Below are 19599 nucleotides of genomic sequence, written 5' to 3' on the forward strand. Positions count from 1 at the left end.
ACCTTCATCCGAAAGTACAAGGCGGAGAGAAACCCATGGCCAAGACGCACATCCTGGTCATCGATCAGGGCACCACATCGACGCGTAGCATCGTCTTCGACGGCGCCGCCCGCCGCGTCGCGATCGCGCAGGCCGAGTTTCAGCAACATTATCCCGAACCCGGCTGGGTCGAACATGATCCGGAGGATATCTGGCGCGATGCGGTCGCCACGGCGCGCGACGCTCTCGCCCGCAGCGGCATCGCGGCCACCGACGTCGCGGCGATCGGCATCACCAACCAGCGCGAAACCGCGGTGGTGTGGGACCGCGCGACCGGTGTGCCGATCCACCGCGCGATCGTCTGGCAGGACCGCCGCGGCGCCGCGCGCTGCCAGGAACTGCGCGCGGACGGCGCGGAGGATCTCGTCCGCGCCCGCACCGGCCTCGTCATCGACCCTTATTTCTCCGCCACCAAGATCGCCTGGATCCTCGACAATGTCGCCGGTGCCCGCGCGCGTGCCGATCGCGGCGAACTCGCGTTCGGGACGATCGATAGTTTCCTGCTCTGGCGGCTGACCGGTGGACGTGTCCACGCCACCGACGTCACCAACGCCTCGCGCACGATGCTCTACGATATCCACGCGCAGGCCTGGGACGCGGAGCTATGCCGCCTGCTCCGCGTGCCAGAGGCGATGCTACCCGCGGTTCACGACAACGCCCATCTCTACGGCACGACCTCGCCCGACCTGTTCGGTGCGGCGATCCCGGTCGCGGGCATCGCGGGTGATCAGCAGGCGGCGCTGTTCGGCCAGGCCTGCTTCGCACCCGGCACCGCCAAATCCACCTACGGCACCGGCTGCTTCATGCTGCTCAATACGGGGGAAAAGGCGGTCGCCTCCGAACACCGGCTGCTCACCACCCCGGCCTACCGGATCGATGGCCGGATCGTCTACGCGCTGGAAGGATCGATCTTCGTCGCCGGCGCGGCGGTCAAATGGCTGCGCGACGGCATCGGCGTCATCACCCACGCCAGCCAGACCGACGATCTCGCCACCCGCGTGCCCGACAATCACGGCGTCTACATGGTCCCGGCGTTCGCCGGCCTCGGCGCGCCGCACTGGGACGCCGAGGCGCGCGGCGCGATCTACGGCCTGACGCTCGGCGCCGGTGCCGGCCACCTCGCCCGCGCCGCGCTGGAGGCGGTCGCGTTCCAGACGATGGACCTGATCGACGCCATGGCCGCGGACGGCGGCGGACGGCCGGCGATCCTGCGCGTCGACGGCGGCATGGCGGCCAACGACTGGCTCTGCCGCTTCCTGGCCGACATGATCGACACGCCGGTCGAACGGCCGACCGATCTGGAAACGACGGCGCGAGGCGCGGCCTTCCACGCGGGCCTCGCAACCGGCGTCTGGTCCGGGCTCGACCACCTCTCGAAACTCTGGTCGCGCGACCGCTGTTTCGAACCCTCGATGCCGGCTGCGGTGCGTGCCCCGCTCGCCGCGGGGTGGCACGACGCGGTCAAACGCACGCTCAGCACACCCCTCTGACCCCCTCCCCGCCACCCGATCGGCTGGCGGGGAGGGGTCGGACGCCTAGAACTTCACGCCGACTTCCATGCCGTAGAAGCGCGGTTCGCCCGCAATATAGGTCGGCACGCCAAGGCCACCGCCCGTATTGCCCGCATCGATCAGATACTTCTTGTCGGTCAGGTTGCGCGCGAACCCGCTGAGCGTCCAGCGTGCTCCCGGCCCCTCGATCCCCGCCCGCAGGTTCACCAGCGTATACTGATCGGTCGAAATCGCCTCGTTGTTCGGCAGTTCGAAGAACACCTTGCTCTGATACGTCACCGACGGTGTCGCGAACAACGTCAGCGACCCTGCCGGCACACGCATCGTCACGCCACCGGCCGCCTCATATTTCGGCTGCAACCGGAACCGGTCGCCGGAGAACGCGCCGAACCGCGCATCCTTGTCGATCCCGCCGTCGATATAGCCGAAGTTCCCGAACGCGGTCAGGAACGACGCCAGCTTCACCTGCGCTTCGGCTTCGAAACCCAGATTCTGCGCCGTGCCCGCGCTCTGCGTCGTCGTGACGCCGTTGGCCGTCACCGACACCTGGAAGTCGTCATACTTCTGCAGATATACCGCCGCCGCCGCGGTGACCGGGCCGACCGATCCCTTCAGGCCCGCCTCATAGTTCCAGACCGTCTCCTGCCCGACCGGCTGGAGCCGTGGGCTCACAGTCGTGCCGACCGTGACAGCATCGAGCTGGACGACCGGCGAGCGGCGCCCCTTGGCCACCGTGGCATAGGCGTTCACGCTGTCGGTCAGGCGGTACAGGATGTTGAACCGCGGCAGCACCGCTGCGAACGAATCCTCCGCGCGGTACGTCACGCCGTTGGTGTTGCTTGTCCCCAGCAGGCTTGCGCGGGCGATCGTCGAGTTCGGCGCCACGCTCGAATAACCGCTGCGCCGCTTCTCGATCAGCACTCGCGCACCGGCGGTCAGCTCCAGCGCCGGCGTCGGAATGTAAGTCACGTCGCCGAACGCGGAGTAGGTGTCGTTCCGCCCGCTGTTCTGGAACGTCGAGGAGTAAGGGGCGGTGGTCAGCGCCCCGCCGGTCAGGACCGACGTCGCCCGCGTCGCAGGGATCGTCCCCGCCGCGGTCACGCAACCCGTGCCGGTCGGGATACCCGTCGCGTTCAGGATGTTGCGCACGCCGGCAAAGGCGGTGTTGACCGAACAGGCCAGATACGTCCCCTCCTCGGTCGAGAACGGCACGCGCTGGAACCCCTTTTCGAAGAACGCATTTGCGCCGACGAACGCGCGCCAATGGTCGTCCGTGTAAGACAGGCGCGTCTCGTGGCTGTACTGCTTGCCGCGCGCTTCCTCCGCAAATTCCAGGTAGAATACGCTCGCGCCGTCGGCGTCGAACACTTCGTTCGCGTTGAATTCGCGGTACCCGTTGACCGTGGTCAGCGTGACGCCGTCGCCCACGTCCCACGCGAGCGTGAAGTTCGCGTCATATACGTTGCGCTTCAGCCCAAGCCGACGCGCGCCCAGCACGCTCTCGCTGTACGGCGAACCGGACAGTTCGGCCGGTCCGTAATCGTCGAACGGCTTGCCGCCGAACCCGCCGGTCGGCGCGAACGCGCGCGATTTGAACGCGGTGCCGGGGTTACGCTGCCCGTCATAGGTCAGCACCAGATCGGCGGTGACCGCATCGGACGGCCGGTAGCGCAACGAAGCACGCACGCCGCGCTGATCCTGCCCATTCAGATCGCGCTGATCGACCTGCCCCTGGTTCTGGTTCGGGACGTCCGGATCGCCCGCGATGTTCCGCACATAACCACGGCGCTTCTTGTACGCGAAGGCGATCCGCCCGGCGATCACGTCGTTGCCGGCGTTCAGGTAACCGGACGCCAGATAGCGGTCGAAATTGCCGTACCCGCCCGAGAGCGCGCCGGAAAAACCCGGTTCCGGCTTGGCGGAGATGATGCTGATCGCACCGATCGCCGCCGCCGTGCCGAACAACGTCGCCTGCGGCCCCTTCACCACCTCGACCCGTTCCAGGTCGTACAGGTCCTGATACGCCCCGCGCGACCGGCTGATATCGACGCCGTTATAATAGAGCGTGACGCGCGCACCCTGCTGCGACGATCCGTTGTCCGACGTGATGCCGCGGATGACGAAGCCCGGATTGTTCGCGCTCTGCTCTTGGATCGTCAGGCCGGGGATGTAGGCGGCCAGTTCGTCCAGTTCGGACACGCCGATTGCACGCATCGTCTCGCCGGTCACCGCGGTGACGGTCAGCGGCACGTCGGCGATCTTCTGTTCGGACTTCTGGGCGGTGACGACGATATCGCCGAACGCCGCATCGTCGGCACCGTCGGTCGGCGCGGCCACCGATTGCGCAAACAAAGCCGACGGCGTCCAGACGAGCATGATGGCCAGCGCAACGCGTGAAACAGACACAATATTTCCCCCATGTAATATCGTGGCGCTAGGGTGACTGGATGGCGTTCGCATGACGGGGCGGGGTCGGCGGCATGACGCCCCGGTGACGAAATGGTTACGGCGGCTGCAACCATATCGTCGCATAGCCCCCCTATCGCGCGGTGATCCCAGACACAGGAATGACCGCATGACCGTCGACCGCCGCACCGCGTTGAGCCTGATCGGCATGGGAACGACGCTCGCCGCGCCCGGCGTCGCGGCCGCCGCCGCCGCGCCCGCGATCACTTTCGTCCACGGCGTCGCTAGCGGCGATCCGACCCCCGGCGGCGCGATCTTGTGGACGCGTGCCACCCCGTCCGTCGCGGGCCACGCCGGCGACATCCCGGTCGTCTGGACCGTCACGGACGGCGACGGTGCCGCCCCAGTCGCCACCGGCCGCGCCGTCGCTCGCGCCGCGCGCGACTTCACGGTCAAGGTCGAGCCGAAGGGCCTGAAGCCGGGCCACGACTACAGCTTCTTCTTCACCGCGGCCGACGGCACGAAATCCCCGGTCGGCCGGTTCTGCACGTTGCCGGTCGGCGCGGTGCAGGATGCCGTGCTCGCGGTCGTCTCGTGCAGCCTCTACAATGGGGGCCTGTTCAACGCCTACGACGCGATCGCCCAGGCGCCGCGCGTTGACGCGGTCGTCCATCTCGGCGACTATATCTACGAATACGGCATCGACGGTTACGGCGGCGAAATCGGCAAGCGCCTCGGCCGCACGCTCGATCCTACGCACGAGATCGTGACGCTCGACGATTATCGCCGCCGCCACGCCTGGTACAAGAAGGATGCGGACCTGCAGGCCGCGCACGCCCGCGCCGCATTCATCTGCGTCTGGGACGATCACGAAACCGCGAACGACAGCTGGATCGGCGGCGCGGAAAACCACCAACCCAACGAGGGCGACTGGGGCAAGCGCAAGGCCGCCGCGATGCAGGCCTATTTCGAATGGATGCCGATCCGCGATCCGATCCCCGGCCGCCCGCACGAAGCGATCAACCGCAGCTTCCAGTTCGGCGACCTCGCCAGCCTCATCATGGTCGAAACGCGCCTGCTCGCCCGCAGCCACCAGGCGGTGTTCAAGAACGAGGTCGCCACGCCCGACCAGTATGGCGTGGTCAAGACCATCCGCGCCGATCCGAAGCGCGAGATGCTGGGCCCGGACCAGGCACGCTGGCTGGAGGGCGAACTGTCCGCGTCGGTGAAGGCGGGCAAGCCGTGGCAGGTGCTCGGCAATCAGGTCGTGATGGCCCGCGTCGCCGGCCCCGATCTGGCCAAGGCCCTCGGTCCGCAGGTCTATGCCGCCACGATGGCCGCCATGCCTGCGATGTACCGCACCGCCCTCACCGCCGCGGCGGAATCCTTTCGTGCCGGCATCCCGTTCAGCCTGGACTCGTGGGACGGTTATCCGCCGGCGCGCGAGCGGCTCTACGCCAGCTTCCGTGCCGCCGGTTCGCGCCCGCTGGTCATTTCGGGCGACAGCCATGCCTTCTGGGCCAACGACCTGCACGACGACGCCGGCCAACTGGTCGCCGCCGAGTTCGGGACGAGCGCGATCACCAGCCCGTCCTATGGCAGCCTCCTGCCCAACGCGAACCTCGGCAAGATTATCGCCGACGCCAACCCCGAAGTCGCGTTCTGCGACCAGGACAACAAGGGCTACATCCTGCTGACCCTGACGCCGCAATCGGCGCGCGGCGACTATCTGGCGATGTCGACGATCATGACGAAGCCCTACACGGTCAAGACCGTCGCCAGCTACACCGTATCCGCCGCCGATCGGACGTCACCGATGCGGTTGGTCGGCTGACGGGGGGCGTCGTGCGGCTAATCCTCCGCGCGACGCCCCCGATCCGGGCCGCGGGTCGTTAACGGCGAATGATTCCAGAACACCTCCTGCCCGAACCCTATATTCTCATGCTGGCCGGGTTCGGCATTCTCACCGCTGTCGTCGTCTGGTTGCCGCTCGTGCTGCGCAAGCTGCCGTTGTCGCTGCCGATCGTCTGCATCGCGCTCGGCGCGGCGCTGTTCTCGCTGCCGCAGATCACGCTGCGGCCGCTGCCGTGGCTGTATCCCGCGATCACCGAACGGTTCACGGAATTCGTCGTGATCATCGCGTTGATGGGTGCGGGGCTGAAGATCGATCGGGTGTTCAACTGGCGCGAGTGGGCCGTCACCTGGCGGCTGCTCGCCGTCACGATGCCGCTCGGTATCCTCGCAATCACTCTGCTCGCGGCATGGGGCATCGGCCTGCCCTGGGCGATCGCGTTGCTCCTCGCGGCAAGCCTTGCCCCGACCGATCCCGTGCTGGCCGCGGACATTCAGGTCGGACCGCCCAAGACGGGGGACGAGGATGAGGTCCGGTTCGGCCTGACGTCGGAGGCCGGTCTGAACGACGGCCTCGCCTTCCCGTTCGTTCATCTTGCGATCCTGCTCGCCACCGTTGCCGCGACGGGCGAGCCTTGGTTCGGCGAATGGCTGGGCTACCGCGTGTTCTGGGAAATCGGTGTCGGGATCGGCGCAGGCTGGCTGATCGGCCGCGCGTTCGGCTGGCTCACTTTCCACGTCTCGGCGGAGAGCAAGCTGGTGCAGACCGGCGACGGACTGATCGCGCTCGCCGCGACCTGCGTCTCCTACGGCTTTACCGAAATCGTCCATTGCTACGGCTTTCTCGCCGTGTTCGTCACCGCGCTCACGTTCCGCGGCACGCACCGCGACCATGATTTCCACCACAACATGCACGACGTGACGGAGCAGATCGAACGGCTGGCGATGATGGTCCTGTTGCTGCTGTTCGGCGGCGCGGTGGTCAGCGGGCTGTTCAGCGCCGTCTCCTGGGTCGATGTCGTCGCGGCGGTCGTGATCCTCCTCGTCATCCGCCCGCTCACCGGGATCCTTGGTCTGGCGGGGTTGAAGGCAGACCGGTCGGAGAAGCTGACGCTCGCCTTCTTCGGCATCCGCGGGGTCGGGTCGATCTACTATCTGGCGTTCGGCCTGAACCATATTGAGGTCGACGGCGTCGAGCGGCTGTGGGGCATCGTCGGCCTCGTCATCTTGTTCTCGGTCGTGTTGCACGGGTTGACCGTCACGCCGATCATGCGGTCGCTTGATCGCCAGCACGGCCGCGATCCGGACCGCGATGATCCGGTCGCCGCGCCTGCCGCGCCGTAGAGTAAAATAAGCGCGGTCCGGGGTTGCCAAGGCGCGGCAATCCCCGGAACATCGCGGCCATGATCCGAACCGCCTCGCTCCTCCTCGCCGCCCTCCTGTCCACCGCCGCGCCCGCCGCGACCGTCGTCGTCACCGCCGCCCATATGGTCGACGTGCTGGCCGGTCGGCAGGTCGACAATCCGCAGGTCACCATCGTCGACGGCCGGATCACCAAGGTCGGCCGCCGCGGCGATCCCGTCCCGGCGGGCGCCACCAGCATCGATCTGGGCGGGCGGACGATCCTGCCCGGGCTGATCGACATGCACGTCCACCTGACCAGCGACCCGACGTTGTCGGGCTATCGCGGGCTGGAGTTCACCGATGCGTTCTGGACCGTCGTCGGCGTCGCCAATGCGCGCAAGACGATTGACGCCGGGTTCACCACCGTCCGGAACGTCGGCTCGTCCAACTACGACGATGTCGCGCTGAAGCAGGGCGTCGATGGCGGGTACATTCCCGGGCCGCGGATCGTGCCCGCGACCTATGCGCTCGGCGTCACTGGCGGCCATTGCGACGCGACCGAGTTTCCGCCGTCGATCACGGTGCCGAGCCCGCAGATCGCGAACTCACCCGAAGGATTCCGCGCAGCCGTCCGCACGATCCGCAAATACGGCGCGCAGGTGGTGAAGGTCTGCATGACTGGCGGCGTCCTGTCCAAGACGGACTCGGTCGGCGCGCAGCAGCTCAGCCTGGCCGAGATCAGCGCCGTGGTCGAGGAAGCGCATATGCTCGGCATGCGCGTCGCGGTTCACGCGCACGGCACGTCGGGCATCAACGACGCGCTTCGCGCCGGGGTCGATACGATCGAACACGCCAGCCTCGCCGACGCGGAAAGCTTCAAGCTCGCCAAGGCGCACGGCGCCTGGTTCGACATGGATATCTACGACGACGACTATATCCTGGCCGAAGGCGCCAAGAACGGCGTCTTCGCGGAAAGCCTGGAAAAGGAACGGATCGTCGGTCGCAAGCAGCGCGAGACGTTCCGCGCCGCCCATGCCGCGGGCGTGAAGATGCTGTTCGGTACCGATGCGGGCGTCTACCCCAACGGCAACAACGCGCTGCAATTCGCCAAGATGGTCGAATGGGGCATGCGCCCCATCGAGGCGATCCAGGCCGCGACCCGCAACGCCGCCGAAGCGCTCGACAAGACCGCCGACGTCGGTGCGATCGCGCCGGGCCGCTACGGCGACCTCATCGCCGTCGAAGGCGACCCGCTCGCCGACGTCCGCCAGCTGGAGCGTGTCAGCTTCGTGATGAAGTCAGGACAGGTCGTGAAGCCGCTCGACCTCCGCTGAGTTTCGAGGCGATCGCACCACCGGGACAAACTTCGCCAGCGTTCTTGCGAACCGCTTATTCCGGGTCGTGCAGCATCGCCTCAAAGATGCCCTCCGTCGCGGTCGCCTTCTTCTTCACCATCTTGTCGAGCGAGAAGACAGGCTCGACCGCTAAGACGTCCTGCCTCAAACACTTATTCGCCGGATGTACGTAACGCCCTTGTCATCCGCCGCTTCTAGTCCGAGTATCAGACCTTGCTCATGAGAGCCGGGCGGGGGCGTCAATGATTATCGAAGACCAGCGCGAGCTGCGGCCGTTCGGCCTGTGGCCGGACGTACCGAGCGCGATCACCGGGCTCGGCGGCACGGGCGGAGCAACGGATGCGACCTATGTGTTCCATTCGGAATATGTGACCACCCGCGCCGGACAGGTGACATTTTCCGGTCGCTTCCAAGATCTGCGGGCCACGAAGGGGAAACTTCGCATCCGCGTTCGGGCCATGCCCTACGGGTCCGAAGCGTCGACCACCGCCAAGACTACGGTGCTGCGGCTGACGGACGTCGCCGCGCAGGACGGCCGCTGGAGCGTCACGCTGAACGCCAGGCCGGGCTACTACCACGCCATCATGGGCCGACTGGTCGAGGACACGGACGCCGCGGCGTCGAGCCTCAGCCTCGATATGGACGGCTGGGGGGACGGATCGGCGCACAAGGCCAAGATGCTCGACGCGAAGAAGACGGTGTTCGCGCGCGGTTCCGCCGTGGGTCGGGGCTGGTGGGGCAAGCCGTCGCCCGTGGACGAGGCGGGACTGATCTCCGGCGAACCGGCAACGATCGCCGATCCGGCGTCGCAGATGTGTACCGCCAACCAGATGGAGGAACCGGCCTATCGCGCCTGGCTCGACCGGCTCGGCATGGGCATCCACTGGCACCGCAAGCAGTGGGAGAACATCTACATCCTGGCGGTGCTCGAAGCTCAGGGAATGTTGCGCCCCGGGTCCCGCGGGCTCGGCTTCGGCTGCGGTGCCGAATGCCTGCCCTCCTACTTCGCATCGCGCGGCTGCCAGATCCTCGCGACGGACATGCCCGTGGGGCATCAGCAGCTCGCGGGTTGGCTCAACACCGGCCAGCACAGCACAGCGATCGAACAGCTCCACTGGCCGTCGCTGTGCGATGCCGAGACGCACGCGAGGAATGTCTCCTTCCGGCCGGTCGACATGAATGCGATGCCGGACGACCTGCGCGGCTTCGACTTCTGCTGGTCGGCCTGCGCGTTCGAACATCTCGGGTCGATCGAGGCCGGACTGCGCTTCATCCATCAGGCGGTCGATCGACTGCGCCCCGGCGGGGTTGCGGTCCACACGACCGAGCTGAACCTGTCGTCCGACACCGCGACCGTCGACAATGAGAGCACCGTGCTGTTCCGCCGCCGCGACATGGAACGGCTCGCGCTCGAACTCACCGCCGCCGGCCACCATGTCCTCCCGCTCAAATACGACGCGGGCGATCGGCCGCTCGATCTGCACATCGACGTGCCGCCGTTCGCGCAGACGAACCACCTGAAGATCGCGCTGCGGCAGTTCGTCACGACCTCGTTCGGCATCGCCGTCATCCGCGGCCCGGAGGTTCGCTAGCGAAAGCGGTTCGTCCGGCAAGGCGCGCAATGGGCCGCTGGCCATTGTCGGCCGGCCACCCCCGGGCGACCGAACGCGCCACCGAGGATCGCTTTGTTTCAGGTTAGTCGCGGTGTCACCGGACTGTAGCGTGGGCACCATAGAGGCCCCCCATCCAACCGGGGGATTTTCCATGCAGGTCGCACGTTCGCGAGCTTTCGCTCTTTCGTTTCTGTCGTCCGCCAGCGTGCTGGCATGCATGCCCGGTGCAGCTTATGCGCAGCAGGCGGCGGTGGCGGCCCCATCCGCGGCCTCCGCTCAAACCCCGGCCGATGCTCCGGCGGAGACCGAACAGTCCGACATCATCGTGACCGGCACCGCCGCCCGCGCGCAACGCCGGTTCGACGTGTCCTACGCGATCAACTCCCTGTCGCAGGCGGATGTCCAGCAGATCGCGCCGAAGAGCTTCGCCGACCTGCTCGGCACCGTCCCCGGCATCCAGGTCGAGGCGACCGGCGGCGAAGTGCAGAACGTCACCCGCGTCCGCGGCATCCCCACCGATCGCGGCTACCTCATCTTCCAGCAGGACGGCCTGCCGCTGTATCACGAGATCGACGGCGTCTTCTTCAACTCCGGCGAAGGCATGCACCGCTTCGACCTGATGACCGAGCGCGTCGAGATCGTGCGCGGCGGCCCGGCGCCGATCTACGCCAGCAGCGCGGCGGCGATCGCCAACAACATCACCGCGGTCGGCACCGACGTCGCGCGCGGCAAGGCGCAGCTGACGATCGGCGACACCGGCCTCTACCGGCTCGACGCGATGCAGTCCGGCCCGCTGTCGGAGAACACCTATTTCGCGGTCGGCGGCTTCCTCCGCCACCACGAAGGTTACCGCAAGAGCGGCTTCCCCAGCGACAAGGGCGGCCAGATCCGCGCCAACCTGAAGCACGACTTCAGCAACGGCTTCGTCAAGCTGTCGGGCACCTATGTCAACGATCACAACATCTTCTACCTGCCGATCCCGATCGCCGATCCGCGCAACCCGTCGGTCTCGCTCGATCCGTTCATCGATTATCACCGCGGCACGCTGAACTCGCCCGCGCTGCGCAACGTGAACATCAAGTATCGCGACGGCGCCGGCGTGGTGCAGAGCCACGACCGCGACCTGGCGGACGGCCGCCACATGCGGTTCTTCAACGCCGGCCTGCAATATGAAGGCGACTTCGACGGCTGGCGCGTCTCGGCCAAGACCGGGTTCACCAAGGGCAAGAGCAGCTTCGACGCCTTCTACTCGACCACCAACCCGGTCGATGCGGTCACCTACGCGACGGCGACCGGGAACGGCACGAACCTGACCAATGCGCGCGCGGCGTTCGGCGCCGGCGTGGCGCGGCTCGGCTATGTCTTCTCCGGCACCAACGGCACGGTCTACGATCCGTCGACCGCGTCGGGCCTCGTGGTGTCGGGCCAGTACCGGATGTCGGAATCGAGCTTCTATTCCGGACAGGCGGACCTCAGCGTCACCCGGTCGATCGAGACCGGCTTCGGCACGCACGAACTGCGCGTCGGCACCTATGGCTCGCTCTACGGCAACACGCTGCTCCAGGCGTATCAGGACATGCTGATCGAGGTGCGCGGTCAGCCGCGGACGCTCGATCTGGTCGCCTATTCCGCGACCGGCGCGGTGCTCGGGTCGGTCACGCAGAACGGCGTGCTGCGCTACACCACGACGCTGAACCAGGGCGAGGGTGACGCGAAGATGATCGCGCTCTACGCCAACGACACCTGGGACGTGACCCGCGGCCTGCGGCTCGATTTCGGCATTCGCCAGGAATGGTATGACTATGACGGCTTCGCGCTGCCGACCACGCAAGCCGATCTCGGCGACGCGACCACGCTGGCGGACAATACCACCCGCGCCTTCACCGGCGCCGTCATCTCGCAGAAGCTCCAGCCCAAGGCGATGAACTGGACGGTGGGCGCCAACTACGACTTCACGCAGAACCTGGGTGTCTACGGACGCGTGTCCAACCTCGAAGTCCCGCCGCAGCTCAGCGTCGTGACCAGCATCAACCCGACGATCGTCAAGACGAAGGCGCGCCAGTTCGAAGCGGGGCTCAAGGCCAGCTTCGGCCGCAACTATCTGTATCTCACCGGTTTCTACACCAAGTTCAATCCGTTCAACGCGTCGTTCGCCGCCTTCAACCCGGAAACCGGACGTAACGACCAGTCGTTGCCGTTCATCGGCGAAGCGTCGGTGAAGGGCGTCGAGATCGACGGCCGGCTCGCCCCTGTCCGGTGGTTCTCGATCACCGGTTCCGTCACCCGGCAGAACCCGGAATATCGCAACCTGGAAAACACGTCGGGCGCGGATCCGAGCGCGGTCAACGGCAACCAGATCATCCGCGAGGCCAAGTTCTTCGGCAATGTCCGCCCGTCCTTCAACCTGCCCGTCGGGGAAGGCGAACTGGAACTGTTCGGCCGTTACGAATGGGTCGGCCGCCGCTACGTCGATCTGTTCAGCCAGACCGCGATGCCGGGCTACGAGACGCTGGCCGCCGGCGTGGCGCTCGACTGGAAGGCATGGCGGTTCCAGGTCGTGGGTGACAACATCACCAACGCCAAGGGCCTGACCGAGGGCAATACCCGCACCGATCAGTTCGCCGGCCAGGGTTCGGCCGAGGCGATCTACGGCCGCCCATTGTTCGGGCGCAACGTGCGCTTCATCGTCAGCCGGAGCTGGTAGGTATGCGCCGGCTGATCGGTGCCTGCCTCGCGGCGGTCCTGCTGTTGCCGTCCGTCGGCGCGGTCGCGCAGACTTCGGCGACCTATGCGGTGCCGTATGACGAGACGCTCGAGACGGTCGTCTTTCCGCTGCCCGCGATGATGCGGGCGGCGGACGGCTGGGCCGCCGCGCTGCGCCGCGATCCGGTGTTGCGCCGGCTGACGGCGGACCGGGCCGCGCGTGTCCCCGACAAGCCGTGCGTGCCGACGCCCGCCTGTCAGGCCGATGCCTGGCTCTGGACGGCAGCCGAGATCGCCACGGTCGAAACCCGGTTGCGGCAACTGGCCCGCGATCCGCAGCTGGCCGATGCGTTGATGACGCGCGTGCTGCGCCCCTCGGATCAGTTCGCGCGCTATAACAACCTAAGTGACGGCGACCTGATCGCCGCCGCCTGGGCCGGCACGGCGGCCGCGATGAACCACGTCGTGGACGTCTACGCGAAGGGCATTCCGCCGCGTTACCCGCTGATCGACGCGATCATCTTCGACCCGCTGTTGCCGGAATATGGCGAGGTCCTGATCGCCCATGCCGCCGCGGTCGGCGCGCGCGACGGCGACCTGTTCTTCGATCCCGCGCTCCGTTACGCGACCGGCCTGCTGCGCATGAACGAGCGGACCGACGCCGCCAGCCATCGCCCACTGCTCGGCGGCGAAAATACCGCGGCGATACAGGCGGTGGCCCATACCAACTGGAGCGCCACGCCCTACACCGCGCTGCTGGTGTTCGGGCACGGGCCGGAGGACGCCGTGTCGCGCACCGGCGTGATGGGCCATATCAGGCTGGAGATCGCCGCCGACCATTACAAGCGCGGCCTAGCGCCGTTCCTGATCGTGTCCGGTGGCAACGTCCACCCGAACCGAACCGCATTCAACGAAGCGATCGAGATGAAGCGGCTGCTGATCAGCGACTACGGCATCCCCGCGGACCGCATCCTGATCGAGCCGCATGCCCGCCACACCACGACCAATCTGCGCAACTGCGCGCGGCTCTTGCTGGCGGCCGGCTTCCCCGCGGACCGGCCGGCACTGGTCGTCTCCGACCCGCGCACCATCACCTATATCGGCGGCGCGGAACTGGCGAAGCGCAACGTCGCCGAAATGGGCGTTCAGCCGGGCACGCTGACGCCAGGCCCCGACCGGTTCTCGCTCCGCTTCGCCCCCGATCCGGTCGCGTTCCAGGTCGACGCCGCCGCGGACCCGCTCGATCCGTGACGCGCCTGCTAATCCTTTTCCTGCTGGCCGCGGCAGTACCGGCGCAGGCGCGCGACGCGGCGCAGACCGTCAACCCGTTCATCGGCACGCTGGCGGACTTCGGGCAACTCAGCCCGGCCGCCGCGGCGCCCTACGGCATGGTTCAACTCGGCCCGGACACCAGCCCGGCGAACCATGCCGGCTACGACTATGCCGCCCGGACGCTGCTAGGCTTCTCGCACACCCGCGGCGTGGGCGTCGGGTGCAGCGGCGCGGGCGGCGACGTGCGCGTATCGCTGGGCTACGCCGGGACCGGGACGGCCTGGTCGATCGACAAGCGCGGCGAGGCCGCCCACGCCGGCTACTACACGGTCGGCTACGGCGACGGCATCGTCGCGGCGATGACCGCCACGCGCGGTGCCGGCGTGATCCGCTTCGTGCTGCCGCGCGCCGGACGAATCGACCTGACCGTCGCGTTCGATCAGGGCTATTCCCGCCGACACGGTTCCGAATGGCGGGCCGCGCCGGACGGCGACCTGCGCGCGAGCTTCAGCGCCGGCACGGTCTGCGACGTCGGGCGATATCACCTGCACTCCGCCACCCGCATCTCACGCGCGGGAAAGACCGTGGCGTTGCGCGGGGCCGGAACCACCGGTGCCGCACGGACCGTGCTGGACGTGCGCAAGGGCGACGTGATCGAGGTTCGCACCGGTCTTTCGTCCGTCGATCCCGCCGCCGCGGCGGCTGTCCGCGACACGGAACTCGGCACGCGATCGTTCGCCGCCATCGAGGCCGCCAACCGCGCGGTATGGAACCGCCAGCTGTCGCGGCTCACCATCGACGGCACCGCCGAGCAACAGGTCCTGTTCACCACCGCGCTATTCCGCGTCATGCAATCGCCGGTCGCGATCACCGATCCCGACGGGCGGTTCCGCGGCAGCGACGGCGTCGTCGCCCGGCTCAATCCCGGCGAGCAGCATTATACGAGCTGGGCGCTGTGGGATAACTACCGCACGCAACTGCCGCTGCTGGCGCTCGTCGATCCGGCCCGCGCGGGGGCCATCGCGCGGTCGCTGGTCCGGCTGTACCGGACCGGCAAACAGCGCTGGGGCACGCAGACCGAGCCGTTCCTGACCGTCCGCACCGAACATGCCGGGATCGTGCTACTCCATTTCCGACGGAGGGGTATTACCGATTTCGACGCCCGCGCCGCGCTGGACGGCATGGTCGCCGAAAGCGCCACGCTCGCCCGCAAGACGCCCGACGAGCAGATCGAGGCGGCCTATGACGACTGGGCGATCGCGGAACTGGCGTCCGACCTCGGCGAAGCGGAGCTGTCCCGCCGGTTCCGCGCCAAGGCGTTGTCCTACCGGCCGATGTGGCTCGAAACCTTTGCGACGCTCGGCGCCGACGCGGACGTCGTGCATGCCCGCGGGCTGTATCAGGGGACGCTGGCGCAATATCGCTGGGCGCCGGTCTTCGACCTGCCGTGGATCGCCGCGACGCTCGGGTCACGGTTCCGCCCCGAACTCGACCGCTTCTTCGCGGAAAATCTGTTTAACATGACGAACCAGCCCGACATCCACGTCCCCTGGATCTACGCCTTCGCCGGCAACCCCGCGGCGACACGGCGGATCGTGGACCGCTACCTGCGCGAACCGGTGCCGCACCGCTACACCAATGCCGGCGTGCGGCCGCAGCCCTGGGTCGGGCGCAGCTTCGCGCCCCAGCCACAGGGCTTCGCCGACGGGATGGATGACGACGCCGGCACGATGTCGGCCTGGTACGTCTGGTCGTCGATCGGGCGTTACCCGCTGGTGCCCGGCACGCCCGGCTTCGTCACGATCGCGCCGCTCGTCCGCGGTGCGACGCTGCGCTTACCGGGAAGGGCGCCCATCAGGCTCGTCCCGACCGGCAGCTAAGTTACCGCGTCCACTCTTCGTAGAACGCGATCTCGTCCCTCAGAATGTCGCGCAGGGCCGGCCCTGCCCGGTCGATCTCCTCCAGCGCATCGTCGCCGGAACGCAGCGCACCAACGTTCGACCGCGGCAGCACGAGTTCGACGTCGAGCATCCGCCCGAGCACGGCCGTGACCGCGTCCATCGCGTCCGTCCGCCCGACGAACTCGAAGTCCGCGCGGTTCAGGCCGCGGAAGAAGACGTCCCGATAAAACCCGCGCAGCATCGGCAGCCGCGCGAAACCGAGCAGGTCGAGCGATTGCTCATGGAAGTACCGCCGAAGCGGGTTTGCCTGCGCAACCGGCGCCTCACGCCAGAAGAAGTAATGCGAGATCAACCGCTCGACCGGACCCCGCAAGATCGTCACCCAGGCCGCATCCGGCGCGGCAAGTCGATACTTCGCGGCGTGCATGTGCCCGTAGGCGAGCCGTTTCGACGCAAGCACCGTCGCCGCGTCGGCCGCGAAGCGTTCGGCCGTTCCGAGCGGATCGATACTGAAATCCGTGGCCGGATTGGCCGGGCTATCGCCGTAGTCGAGGTAGATGAGGTCGGGCCCGATCGCGGACGTAACGGCATCGATCAGAGACGTCCCGCCGCATTTCGGGATATGGGGCGAAACGATCTGGACCATGGCGTTTCATGTTCGAACAATCGCGTGACGACAACCCGCACCTTCGGCGGAGGCCCTTAGCGTTTACGGGAAACCTCGTCTGCACGACGCGCCATCAATGACTGGATCCGCTCGGTCGTAGCCGCCGTGGCGGGATTGTAGACGATCATCCCAAGGTCGGGACGACCGTCGATCGCGAAAGCCGAGAATTCCAGTTCGATCAGGCCGTGCTCCGGATGGTGGATCCGCTTCAGTCCGTCCGCATGTCCCGCGACGTCGTTGTCACGCCACAGCGCTTCGAACTCCGGGCTGAGCCGCGACAGTTCCTCGACCAGCCGCGTGATCTCCGCCGCCGCGCCGGCCCGCGCGGCATCCGCACGAAACGCCCCCACGACGTAGCGCGCGACGCTCATCCAGTCCTCCTGCGCCGCCTTGATGTTCGAATTGGTGAAGATGAGGCGCAGGATATTGCGCTGCTCGCGCGGCAGCGCGCCATAGTCGGTCAGCAGCGTCGCCGCCGCCGCATTCCACGCGACCACGTCCCACGTCGCAGTCTTGATGATCGCCGGGCTGATCGGGAACGCGTCCAGCACGCGCTGCAACCGCGGCGTCACATCGTCGGCGCGCGTGTAGCGCGGCTCCGGTGGCCGCCCGAGACCCAGGACGAACAGATGCTCGCGCTCCGGCTCGGTCAGCATCAGCCCGGCCGCGATCCGGTTCAGCACGTCCGCGGACGGCGCCCCGCCCCGGCCCTGTTCCAGCCAGGTGTACCAGGTCGGCGAAATGTTGGCGCGCTGTGCCACCTCTTCGCGGCGCAGTCCCGGCGTCCGGCGGCGTCCGCCGCCATAGCCGAAAGCCGCGGCATCCATGCGAGACCGGCGATCGCGCAGGAACGTGCCGAGCGGGTTGGCGGTGGCGAGCGGCATGCTGATCCTATTGAAAACTATACCATGATACAGTCACTACTTTAACCGGACCACTGGTAAGCCAAAACCGCGCTTCGAACAATCTCGGAGCGAGCTGATGCGTATATTCCTGACTGGTGCGACCGGCTTCATCGGCTCGCATCTCATTCCCGAACTGCTCGCCGCGGGCCACCAGGTGCTCGGCCTGACGCGGTCCGATGCCGGTGCGCGATCGCTGCAGTCCGCCGGTGTCGAGGTGCATCGCGGCAACCTCGAGGATCTCGACAGCCTCCGCGCGGGGACGGCACACGCCGACGCCGTGATCCATACGGCGTTCGATCACACGTTCGAGAATTTCGTCGCGAACTGCGAGAAGGACCGGGCCGTCATCGCGGCGCTCGGCGACGCGCTCAAGGGCACCGATCGCCCGCTGCTCATCACCTCCGGCATCGGCATGGGCGACAACGGCCCCGGCCGACCCGCCACCGAGGACCGGTTCGATCCGCACCATCCCAATCCACGGATCGCCTCCGAACTGGCCGGGCACGCACTGCTCGACGCCGGCGTCGATGTGCGCGTCGTACGGCTTTCGCAGATCCATGACACGGTCAAGCAGGGCCTGATCACGCCGTTCGTCGCCATGTCGCGCGCCAAAGGCGAAGTGGCCTATATCGGCGACGGCGCAAACCGCTGGGCGGCCGCGCATGTCGGCGACGCTGCGAAGCTCTACGTCCTCGCGCTCGATCGAGGAGAACGGGGCGCCCGGTACCACGCGGTCGCCGAGGAAGGCGTCCCGGCTCGCACCATTGCGGAAACCGTTGCCGCCGCGCTCGGCGTCCCGGCGATTTCGCTGCCGGCCGAAGAGGCGCAAGCCTATTTCGGCTGGTTCGGCCGCTTCGCCGGTCTCGACATGCTGGCGTCGAGCGATTGGACGCGTTCGCGGCTCGGATGGCAACCGACGGGACTCGGGCTGATCGCCGATCTCGAAGCGATGGACTATTCGCCGCCGGCGGTGGCTTAACCGTCTGCGGTCGCAGGTCCCGACCTGCGACCGCACAGCCGCCTCCGCTACAGCCTCTGCCGGTTGCCTTACAGGCAGCCCATGCTCGTCAGCGTCGCACGAACGGCCTCGTCGAGCGGAGTCCGCGGTTCACTCCCGAGCACGTCCCTCAAGCGACCGTTGGACAGCCGCACCGGCCGCTCCCAGAGATACTTCATCTCCATCACTTCGCGCAGCGTCGGCACGAAGGGCGAGGCGAGCCGCATGATCCACCAGGGCGTCTTGCGGACCGGGATCGCAGGATCGCCGAGCGCGCGGACGATCGCGTCGGTCATGCGCGTGCCGTCCGCATCCCACTGGCCGTCCATATGGAAGGTCGCGAACGCATCGAGCCCGCCCGTCTCGATCAACCGCACCATCGTCTCCGCCACGTCGGGCAGATAGGCCCATTGATGCCCCACGCCGCGACGACCCGGATGGCTCACCGCCGCGGGACGCTTGCCCGCCGGCACCAGTTGCGAAAACCAGTTGTTCGCCGATCCCGGACCGAAGAAGTCCCCCGCCCGCACGATCAGCACGCTCCCCGCGCCCGCCTGCGCATAGGCGCGCAACCGCGCCTCCATCTCGACACGGATCGCCCCCTTCCGCGTCGTAGGATGCTGCGGCGCATCCTCCGCGATGTCCGGGAAAGCATCCGAACCGTAATTGTAGACCGTCCCCGGAAACAGGATCTTCGCGCCGTTCGCGCGCGCCGCCGCAATGCTGTTGTCGAGCATCGGCAGGACGAGTTTGTCCCAGTCGCGGTACCCCGGCGGGTTCACCGCATGGACGATCAGCGACGCACCCTGCGCAGCCGCCGCGACGTCGCTGGCCACCATCGCATCGCCGGTATGCCAGTCATAGCCGTGCTTTACCGCCACGTTCTGCGGCGCGCGGTGCATGGCCCGCACCGTCCATCCGCCGGCCGTCAGCCACTGCGCGACGGCGCCACCGATGCCGCCCGTTGCGCCCAGTACCAATGCGATCTTGCTCATGTTCCGTCTCCGCTCTGTGTGTGACGAACAGATGCGGCCA

At 67.5% G+C, this 19599-nt stretch carries 13 protein-coding genes; 9 read left to right on the forward strand and 4 right to left on the reverse strand.

Going from position 1 to position 19599, the window contains the following annotated elements:
• Window positions 1-35: 35 nt before the first annotated feature.
• Complete coding sequence (gene glpK, locus ACFSGX_RS15725; RefSeq protein WP_380931267.1) at window positions 36-1529, forward strand: glycerol kinase GlpK; 1494 nt, start codon at window positions 36-38, stop codon at window positions 1527-1529.
• Window positions 1530-1574: 45 nt separating this feature from the next.
• Here glpK and ACFSGX_RS15730 read toward each other — a convergent pair whose 3' ends face one another.
• Window positions 1575-3926 carry a TonB-dependent receptor gene (locus ACFSGX_RS15730; RefSeq protein ID WP_380931622.1) on the reverse strand — a complete coding sequence of 784 codons (2352 nt, stop codon included), beginning with the start codon at window positions 3924-3926 and terminating at the stop codon, window positions 1575-1577.
• 199 nt (window positions 3927-4125) lie between these two features.
• On the opposite strand from ACFSGX_RS15730, the gene ACFSGX_RS15735 reads away from it, so the two are divergent.
• From ACFSGX_RS15735 to ACFSGX_RS15765, 7 genes are all read left to right on the forward strand, one after another.
• Complete coding sequence (locus ACFSGX_RS15735) at window positions 4126-5790, forward strand: alkaline phosphatase D family protein (RefSeq protein WP_380931268.1); 1665 nt, start codon at window positions 4126-4128, stop codon at window positions 5788-5790.
• 68 nt (window positions 5791-5858) lie between these two features.
• Window positions 5859-7151 (forward strand): cation:proton antiporter, encoded by a 1293-nt coding sequence (locus ACFSGX_RS15740; protein WP_380931269.1) that lies wholly within the window; start codon window positions 5859-5861, stop codon window positions 7149-7151.
• A gap of 59 nt (window positions 7152-7210) precedes the next feature.
• Window positions 7211-8485 (forward strand): Xaa-Pro dipeptidase, encoded by a 1275-nt coding sequence (locus ACFSGX_RS15745; RefSeq protein WP_380931270.1) that lies wholly within the window; start codon window positions 7211-7213, stop codon window positions 8483-8485.
• Between the two features lie 263 nt (window positions 8486-8748).
• The gene (locus ACFSGX_RS15750; protein WP_380931271.1) at window positions 8749-10098 is read left to right on the forward strand and encodes a class I SAM-dependent methyltransferase; all 1350 of its coding nucleotides are present in this window, start codon (window positions 8749-8751) and stop codon (window positions 10096-10098) included.
• Between the two features lie 238 nt (window positions 10099-10336).
• Window positions 10337-12823 (forward strand): TonB-dependent receptor, encoded by a 2487-nt coding sequence (locus ACFSGX_RS15755; protein ID WP_380931272.1) that lies wholly within the window; start codon window positions 10337-10339, stop codon window positions 12821-12823.
• A gap of 2 nt (window positions 12824-12825) precedes the next feature.
• Window positions 12826-14073, forward strand: coding sequence for a YdcF family protein (locus ACFSGX_RS15760; RefSeq protein WP_380931273.1), 1248 nt, complete (start codon window positions 12826-12828; stop codon window positions 14071-14073).
• Window positions 14070-15974: a glycoside hydrolase domain-containing protein gene (locus ACFSGX_RS15765; protein WP_380931274.1), complete on the forward strand. Its 1905-nt coding sequence runs from the start codon at window positions 14070-14072 to the stop codon at window positions 15972-15974. The genes ACFSGX_RS15760 and ACFSGX_RS15765 overlap by 4 nt, the downstream gene beginning before the upstream one ends.
• A 1-nt stretch (window position 15975) precedes the next feature.
• Here the strand turns inward: ACFSGX_RS15765 and ACFSGX_RS15770 are convergent, their stop codons facing one another.
• Together ACFSGX_RS15770 and ACFSGX_RS15775 are read right to left on the reverse strand one after the other, a co-directional pair.
• The gene (locus tag ACFSGX_RS15770; RefSeq protein ID WP_380931275.1) at window positions 15976-16641 is read right to left on the reverse strand and encodes a hypothetical protein; all 666 of its coding nucleotides are present in this window, start codon (window positions 16639-16641) and stop codon (window positions 15976-15978) included.
• Between the two features lie 56 nt (window positions 16642-16697).
• Window positions 16698-17546, reverse strand: coding sequence for a helix-turn-helix transcriptional regulator (locus ACFSGX_RS15775; protein WP_380931276.1), 849 nt, complete (start codon window positions 17544-17546; stop codon window positions 16698-16700).
• A gap of 97 nt (window positions 17547-17643) precedes the next feature.
• Here ACFSGX_RS15775 and ACFSGX_RS15780 point away from each other — a divergent pair, with 97 nt between their 5' ends.
• The gene (locus tag ACFSGX_RS15780) at window positions 17644-18546 is read left to right on the forward strand and encodes an SDR family oxidoreductase (RefSeq protein WP_380931277.1); all 903 of its coding nucleotides are present in this window, start codon (window positions 17644-17646) and stop codon (window positions 18544-18546) included.
• Window positions 18547-18614: 68 nt separating this feature from the next.
• Here the strand turns inward: ACFSGX_RS15780 and ACFSGX_RS15785 are convergent, their stop codons facing one another.
• Entirely contained in the window at window positions 18615-19559 is a 945-nt protein-coding gene (locus ACFSGX_RS15785) for an NAD-dependent epimerase/dehydratase family protein (RefSeq protein ID WP_380931278.1), read from the reverse strand.
• Window positions 19560-19599: the final 40 nt, after the last annotated feature.

The organism is Sphingomonas arantia (genome assembly GCF_042682045.1).
In the GTDB taxonomy this organism is placed as follows: Bacteria; Pseudomonadota; Alphaproteobacteria; order Sphingomonadales; family Sphingomonadaceae; genus Sphingomonas_R; species Sphingomonas_R arantia.

What these genes read in the sequence shown, in the direction of transcription:
- ACFSGX_RS15755 (WP_380931272.1), top strand. Translation starts at nt 10,337, where the DNA reads ATGCCCGGTGCAGCTTATGCGCAGCAGGCGGCGGTGGCGGCCCCATCC.
- ACFSGX_RS15785 (WP_380931278.1), bottom strand. Translation starts at nt 19,559, where the DNA reads ATGAGCAAGATCGCATTGGTACTGGGCGCAACGGGCGGCATCGGTGGC.
- ACFSGX_RS15760 (WP_380931273.1), top strand. Translation starts at nt 12,826, where the DNA reads ATGCGCCGGCTGATCGGTGCCTGCCTCGCGGCGGTCCTGCTGTTGCCG.
- ACFSGX_RS15740 (WP_380931269.1), top strand. Translation starts at nt 5,859, where the DNA reads ATGATTCCAGAACACCTCCTGCCCGAACCCTATATTCTCATGCTGGCC.
- ACFSGX_RS15745 (WP_380931270.1), top strand. Translation starts at nt 7,211, where the DNA reads ATGATCCGAACCGCCTCGCTCCTCCTCGCCGCCCTCCTGTCCACCGCC.
- ACFSGX_RS15780 (WP_380931277.1), top strand. Translation starts at nt 17,644, where the DNA reads ATGCGTATATTCCTGACTGGTGCGACCGGCTTCATCGGCTCGCATCTC.
- ACFSGX_RS15770 (WP_380931275.1), bottom strand. Translation starts at nt 16,641, where the DNA reads ATGGTCCAGATCGTTTCGCCCCATATCCCGAAATGCGGCGGGACGTCT.
- ACFSGX_RS15730 (WP_380931622.1), bottom strand. Translation starts at nt 3,926, where the DNA reads ATGCTCGTCTGGACGCCGTCGGCTTTGTTTGCGCAATCGGTGGCCGCG.
- ACFSGX_RS15750 (WP_380931271.1), top strand. Translation starts at nt 8,749, where the DNA reads ATGATTATCGAAGACCAGCGCGAGCTGCGGCCGTTCGGCCTGTGGCCG.
- glpK (WP_380931267.1), top strand. Translation starts at nt 36, where the DNA reads ATGGCCAAGACGCACATCCTGGTCATCGATCAGGGCACCACATCGACG.
- ACFSGX_RS15735 (WP_380931268.1), top strand. Translation starts at nt 4,126, where the DNA reads ATGACCGTCGACCGCCGCACCGCGTTGAGCCTGATCGGCATGGGAACG.
- ACFSGX_RS15775 (WP_380931276.1), bottom strand. Translation starts at nt 17,546, where the DNA reads ATGCCGCTCGCCACCGCCAACCCGCTCGGCACGTTCCTGCGCGATCGC.